This window comes from Bacillus cereus group sp. BfR-BA-01381 (assembly GCF_022663555.1).
Taxonomy (GTDB): Bacteria; Bacillota; Bacilli; order Bacillales; family Bacillaceae_G; genus Bacillus_A; species Bacillus_A pacificus.
In genome coordinates, this window is sequence record NZ_JAKUFR010000154.1 from 1 (window position 1) to 5857 (window position 5857).

Consider the following 5857-nt stretch of genomic DNA (forward strand, 5'->3'; position numbering starts at 1 on the left):
ATTCTGTGTCGAATCGCCGATATAGTTCGAATTGTGGTCGATATATTCGAAAAATCGCTGATATATTTTAAATTACTAATAAAAAAGGTCGTGATATTATGTGGACACAACAAATGATCCACACGAAACGCGGCACATTCGAGCTTTTTACTAAAGGCAGTGGCGAACCGCTTTGCATTACACATCACTATTCACAATTTAATGAAACTGGTGATTACTTTGCGGATGTTTTCACTTCTACACATCGTGTATTGCTCATTAATTTACGAGATGCTGGTAACTCCGCAAAAGCCAATTCAGAAAAAGAATTACGTATGATTGAAACGGCTCACGACTTAGAAGCAATACGAGAAGCTTTACAACTTCCAATATGGCATTTCGCTGGTCATTCAACAGGTGGTATGCTTGGACTTTTATATGCAATTACCTATCCAAAATCCTTACAATCGTTAGTACTCGTTGGAGCGGCAGCAAGCAACTACACCGAAACACCTTTTTGCATTTATCATCCAGAACATCCACAATTTCATTATATGCAACAACTCATCAAAAGCTTAAAAAGCCCTCACCTTACAAGTGAAGAGCGGAAAGAATTATCTACTAAACGAACAAAATTATCTTTATATAAACCGGAAAACTACAACTCTTATTTTGATAAGCCAATCCAAAAAACAATGTCTGCTAGCCGAATGAATGCTTTTTCTCACGAATATCCAACATTTAATTTACGAGAACATTTACCTTCTATGAAAACAAAGACTCTTATTATATGCGGAAGACACGATGTGCAGTGCCCGATTCAGTATTCTATCGAGATGCATAAGGGTATATATAATTCTATTTTTGTGACATTTGAAGAGAGTAACCATTATCCCTTTTTGGAAGAAGCTGCTCAGTTTACTTCTACTACTCGAACATTTTATAAATTGCTACACTAGTACCGTTATTATTAAAGAAAGCTCGCAGCCTCTATAAGACTATGAGCTTTCTTTTCAAACGAAATATTTCGTACTATATAAAAATAAAAGATAAAAGGAAAAGAGCACCAAACCTACATCAAGCAACACTGACTTTTTATCTCCTTCTTTCAAACCTATCGTAATATTAAAAATGCTTCTAACTATCCAACCTAACACCAAAAATAACCAGCCGAAATGATCATTCGTATAATCGTCATCATAAAACATTTGTATTGCACCAATAATTAATAAAATAATTATAATATTAGTTCCAATCCTTAAGACCTTGTTTGATTTATTATCCTTTAATTCAACCCCCAAAATGTTGCACTCCCCTTCAAACCATCGTGCGTATTAGCAGAGATGTTTTATCCCTCTTTATATTTTAACATAAATTACCTTATATATCCTTTTACTTACAGTTACAAATGTGGACAACCGTAATCATGTTCCCTCCATTGCAACGTGCTCATAACTTTGAAGAGATAGAAAAGATTTTGCTAGAAGGACATAAGTAAAAAGCTAATTTTTGCCTTCCTCCCCCGCTCTATGCTACATTTAACCCGTTATATCAATATGAATAGGGTGGGATTACATATGAACAAACCTAAAATTGGGATGATTGGACTTGGAAGTATCGCACAAAAAGCCTATCTTCCAACACTTACAAAAGAAACAGATTGGAATTTTGTAGGGGCTTTTACACCTAATGCAGAGAAAAGGAAACAAGTTTGCCAGCAATACCGCATACAAGACTTCCATTCTATTGAAACGTTAGCTTCAGAATGCAATGCAATCTTCGTTCATAGTTCAACTGCATCGCATTATGAAATCGTTTCTGAACTTCTGAAAAAAGGAATCGATGTTTATGTTGATAAGCCGCTAGCTGCTACAGTAGAACAAGCTGAGAAACTAGTTGAGTTGAGCGAAAAGTATAACCGAAAGTTAATGGTTGGATTTAATCGCCGCTTCGTTCCTATGTATGTTGCGGCAAAAGAGCAAGCTCATAATATCTCATGGATTCGAATTGAAAAGCATCGTACAAATAAAGTTGGGCCCTATACGTACGACTTTACGATGTTAGATGATTACTTACATATTGTAGATACTGCTCGCTGGTTAGCTAACGATGAGCTTAACGTCGTTCATAATATGATGCAAATCAATGAAAAGAATGAACTTCTTTACGGACATCATACATATACAACTGCAAATGGAATGTTACTTTCTACCGCAATGCACCGTCATGCCGGTACAAATTTAGAACAAATTGAACTTGTCACAACAGGAAAAATTATTCGCGTAAAAAACATGAACACATTTGAAGTTGAGCAAGAAAATGCAGTTTCTCAAATTGGTTCCCCATCATGGGATACGACGTTAAAACAACGTGGTTTTGAAGATGCTGTTCATCATTTTATTGCATGTGTACAAGGAGATACAAAGCCTGTTGTAGATGGATTAGAAGGATTAAAAACGCAGCAAATGCTGCAATCTCTACTGAATGATGTAAACAAAAATTAAAACGGATACATTTTTCAGAATTTACTTTCATTCCCATTTCCCCTTTATTTCTCACGCAAATTTCTATAGAATATGTTGATAGGAATTATAAATTTCATAATGAATCGTGGAAAGGATGGGATTAACACATGTGGAACGAGTTTAAGAAATTCGCGTTCAAAGGAAACGTAATCGATTTAGCTGTCGGGGTTGTAATCGGTGCGGCATTCGGTAAAATCGTTAGTTCTTTAGTAAAAGATATTATTACACCATTACTTGGTATGGTATTAGGTGGCGTTGACTTTACAGATTTAAAAATTACATTCGGTAAATCATCTATTATGTATGGTAACTTCATCCAAACTATCTTTGATTTCTTAATTATTGCAGCGGCTATCTTTATGTTTGTTAAAGTGTTCAACAAACTAACATCTAAAAGAGAAGAAGAAAAAGAGGAAGCAATTCCAGAACCAACAAAAGAAGAAGAACTTCTTGGCGAAATTCGCGACTTATTAAAACAACAAAACTCTTCTAAAGATAGAGCATAATTGAACGGATAAAAAGGCATGTCCCATCGGGACATGCCTTTTCTATATGCTATAACGTTTCCGAATTCATATGAATAAATAAAATAATACCAGCAACCATAAGTACCATAATACTACTTGCAAATAGTGTAATACCGATAAACATTAAACTTGTGCTCATTTCCGCCGATACACTTTCAATAAAAATAGAAATTACATACGTGATAAGGGCAATTCCCGCAAGAATACTTCCTGGAACAAATCGCTTTAAACCATTTTGTTTTAACGTCATATATGCAAAAATAGCAGTCATACAAAGCGTAATTATCCAAAGAACGATCATCTCTTCTCCCCCCTCACAAGCCTTTTCTTTCTATTATACATGACATTGCCCTATAATAGTTATTTTTACACTTATGTGACATATAACAAGGAATACCCCCAACTGTAGCGAAAGCATTACAACATACACTTACACAATGAGGAGTGGTTCATTTGGAATATACTACTGTAGGGGATTTAGAGTTAGTCGAACGATTCGATTATGTTATGATTGACTTAGACAAACAGTTCTTTTATATCGAAGTTGTAAATCTACAAAGCAATAAAGCTGTACTAAAAATATCAATTAACTTAGAAAAAGACGAAACGATGATAGAGGGAAATACAATTCAGTACGATACTTTGCACATAGAAGCATTATTACAAGGGTTAAAATGTGTTGCACAAACATGTATTGATCGCAATTTAAGCAACCAAGAGGAACTGTTCGCATTTCTAGAAGAAAATTAGCCCCAATTAAAAATGGTTATTTTTTCTATTGATTGATATAATTATCATATATAAATATTCTTTATAAGGGAGTGTTCATAATGATTTGGATTTCACTAATCGTATTAGCCTATTTCATCATTCTCGTCCCAATACAGTATAACTACATTAAAATACTCAAAGAAAAACAGAAGAAAATGAATGTGTCACAAAACGAATTATATGACAACATGTCTTATGAAGAATCTCAAATACATTACCATTATCAAAGTAACGTATTTACAATACCTGCTTCGCTTGTTGCAAGTATTATTTATAAAGTGAAACATGCAGCATAATATGTACGCTGTAAAATTATTGTTTGAATCTGTTCATTCTGGTGAGCCTAATCCTCCGAAAATTGATGAGGATTATGAAAAGGATTGCGATACACTTTTTGAAGAAAGTATTATTCTTGTTAAAGCAAGCAGTTTGGAAGAAGCTCATGCACTAGGTGAACAAATCGCTATACAGTCTGAGCATACGTACGATAATATGTACGGTGAGCAAGTAACGTGGACGTTTCGAAAACTATTGCATGTGTTTGAATTAGACGAGACACCATTTGAAACTGGAAAAGAATTATACGCAAGATTTTTACACGTTAAGAAAAATGAAACGGTGAATACCGTAGTAAAAGCATACTATCCTGAATATGAATAAAAGCTCACAGCAATCGCTGTGAGCTTTTTTATCCTTACTTCGTTGAATCTCTAAATTGGATACGGTGAGGTAAGATAACAGTGTGATCTTCCACTTTTTCTTTGTTCATATACTTTGTTAATAGACGCATTGCTACTGCACCGATATCATACATCGGTTGTACAACTGTTGAAAGTTGTGGACGAACCATTAATGCAAGGCGTGTATTATCGAAACCAAGTACTTCTACATCAGTTGGTACATTTAATCCAGCGTCTTGTGCTGCGTGAATTACACCTAGTGCCATTTCGTCAGAAGATACGAAGATCGCTGTTGGCTTTTCATCAAGGCCCCAAAGCTTTTCAAATGCTTCGATACCTGAATCATATGTGTAATCTCCATCGATTACAAGATTTTCATCATATGAAATACCTGCTTCTTCTAAAGCTTTTTTATAACCTTGTAACTTCTTCGCGCTTCCCGCTTTATCAATGAAAGGACCAGAGACGAAACCGATACGCTTATGTCCTTGTTCAATAAAGTGCTTCATTGCGTCGTAAGCTGCTTGTGTATAATCAATATTTACTGATGGCGTTTCATTTTGCTCATCAAATGACGCTGCTAATACGATTGGTACTGGAGACTTTTTGAATTCTTCAATGTGAATGTCTGTAATATCTTCACCCATGAAAACAATTCCGTCCACTTGTTTTCCAAGCATCGTATTTAATAAATGGAACTCCTTCTCTTTGTTTTGGTCAGAGTTACTTAAAATGATGTTATATTTGTACATTGTTGCGATATCTTCAATTCCACGAGCAAGTTCTGCATAAAACGTATTTGAGATATCAGGAATAATAACACCTACTGTAGTTGTCTTCTTACTTGCTAGTCCACGTGCTACCGCATTTGGGCGGTATCCTAAACGATCAATTGCTTCTAATACTTTCTTTCTTGTTGTAGGCTTTACATTTGGGTTACCGTTCACAACGCGTGATACGGTAGCCATTGAAACGTTCGCTTCGCGCGCTACATCATATATTGTTACGTTCATCTCATCGCACACTCCTTCTATTTTTGTTATCTATTTTTATGTATCGGTTACTTGAATGAAAAAAAGACATCAACTCTATTTGCAGATGCCACCAATCGTCCCGAGTTCTTCCTTTTACTAATGATACGATAAAAACGCAGACTCATACAATATTTTCCCGCAAAAGTTTCGAAAAAATTCGCTTCTTTTCTCGTATTTTCGTATTTTTTATGAAAAAAAGGGCATTTTTTGTAAAAATATAGATGTTTCATAAGTAGAAACCTTATTTCAAGCAGTACAATAGTAAATGAAATTTATATTGGTGATTTTTCGAATATATCGACCGCAACTCAAAATATATTAGCAATTTCCCAAATATATCA

Annotated in this window: 9 protein-coding genes; 6 read left to right on the forward strand and 3 right to left on the reverse strand. The window is 34.8% G+C overall.

Going from position 1 to position 5857, the window contains the following annotated elements:
- The first annotated feature begins 98 nt into the window (after positions 1-98).
- Complete coding sequence (locus tag MR079_RS27310) at positions 99-938, forward strand: alpha/beta fold hydrolase (RefSeq protein ID WP_242294997.1); 840 nt, start codon at positions 99-101, stop codon at positions 936-938.
- A gap of 54 nt (positions 939-992) precedes the next feature.
- Here the strand turns inward: MR079_RS27310 and MR079_RS27315 are convergent, their stop codons facing one another.
- Positions 993-1280: a hypothetical protein gene (locus tag MR079_RS27315; protein WP_242294998.1), complete on the reverse strand. Its 288-nt coding sequence runs from the start codon at positions 1278-1280 to the stop codon at positions 993-995.
- 276 nt (positions 1281-1556) lie between these two features.
- Here MR079_RS27315 and MR079_RS27320 point away from each other — a divergent pair, with 276 nt between their 5' ends.
- Positions 1557-2483: a Gfo/Idh/MocA family protein gene (locus MR079_RS27320; RefSeq protein WP_098926001.1), complete on the forward strand. Its 927-nt coding sequence runs from the start codon at positions 1557-1559 to the stop codon at positions 2481-2483.
- A gap of 128 nt (positions 2484-2611) precedes the next feature.
- Positions 2612-3010, forward strand: coding sequence for a large-conductance mechanosensitive channel protein MscL (gene mscL / locus MR079_RS27325; protein WP_139866419.1), 399 nt, complete (start codon positions 2612-2614; stop codon positions 3008-3010).
- Between the two features lie 49 nt (positions 3011-3059).
- Here mscL and MR079_RS27330 read toward each other — a convergent pair whose 3' ends face one another.
- Positions 3060-3332: a DUF3917 domain-containing protein gene (locus MR079_RS27330; RefSeq protein ID WP_048551339.1), complete on the reverse strand. Its 273-nt coding sequence runs from the start codon at positions 3330-3332 to the stop codon at positions 3060-3062.
- Positions 3333-3484: 152 nt separating this feature from the next.
- Between MR079_RS27330 and dhp61 the strand changes: the two genes are divergently transcribed.
- The 3 genes from dhp61 to MR079_RS27345 all read left to right on the forward strand — a co-directional run bounded on the left by dhp61 (position 3485) and on the right by MR079_RS27345 (position 4462).
- Complete coding sequence (dhp61, locus tag MR079_RS27335; protein WP_087954079.1) at positions 3485-3781, forward strand: protein Dhp61; 297 nt, start codon at positions 3485-3487, stop codon at positions 3779-3781.
- An 80-nt stretch (positions 3782-3861) separates the two neighbouring features.
- Positions 3862-4098, forward strand: coding sequence for a DUF3949 domain-containing protein (locus tag MR079_RS27340; RefSeq protein ID WP_139866418.1), 237 nt, complete (start codon positions 3862-3864; stop codon positions 4096-4098).
- 1 nt (position 4099) lies between these two features.
- Positions 4100-4462, forward strand: coding sequence for a DUF4288 domain-containing protein (locus MR079_RS27345; RefSeq protein ID WP_139866417.1), 363 nt, complete (start codon positions 4100-4102; stop codon positions 4460-4462).
- Between the two features lie 34 nt (positions 4463-4496).
- Here MR079_RS27345 and ccpA read toward each other — a convergent pair whose 3' ends face one another.
- Complete coding sequence (gene ccpA, locus MR079_RS27350; protein WP_001103293.1) at positions 4497-5495, reverse strand: catabolite control protein A; 999 nt, start codon at positions 5493-5495, stop codon at positions 4497-4499.
- Between the last annotated feature and the right edge of the window lie 362 nt (positions 5496-5857).

Excerpts from the sequence above, each read along its gene's own strand:
- MR079_RS27310 (WP_242294997.1), top strand. The coding sequence starts at position 99 with ATGTGGACACAACAAATGATCCACACGAAACGCGGCACATTCGAGCTT.
- MR079_RS27320 (WP_098926001.1), top strand. The coding sequence starts at position 1,557 with ATGAACAAACCTAAAATTGGGATGATTGGACTTGGAAGTATCGCACAA.
- mscL (WP_139866419.1), top strand. The coding sequence starts at position 2,612 with ATGTGGAACGAGTTTAAGAAATTCGCGTTCAAAGGAAACGTAATCGAT.
- MR079_RS27330 (WP_048551339.1), bottom strand. The coding sequence starts at position 3,332 with ATGATCGTTCTTTGGATAATTACGCTTTGTATGACTGCTATTTTTGCA.
- MR079_RS27340 (WP_139866418.1), top strand. The coding sequence starts at position 3,862 with ATGATTTGGATTTCACTAATCGTATTAGCCTATTTCATCATTCTCGTC.
- MR079_RS27345 (WP_139866417.1), top strand. The coding sequence starts at position 4,100 with ATGTACGCTGTAAAATTATTGTTTGAATCTGTTCATTCTGGTGAGCCT.
- ccpA (WP_001103293.1), bottom strand. The coding sequence starts at position 5,495 with ATGAACGTAACAATATATGATGTAGCGCGCGAAGCGAACGTTTCAATG.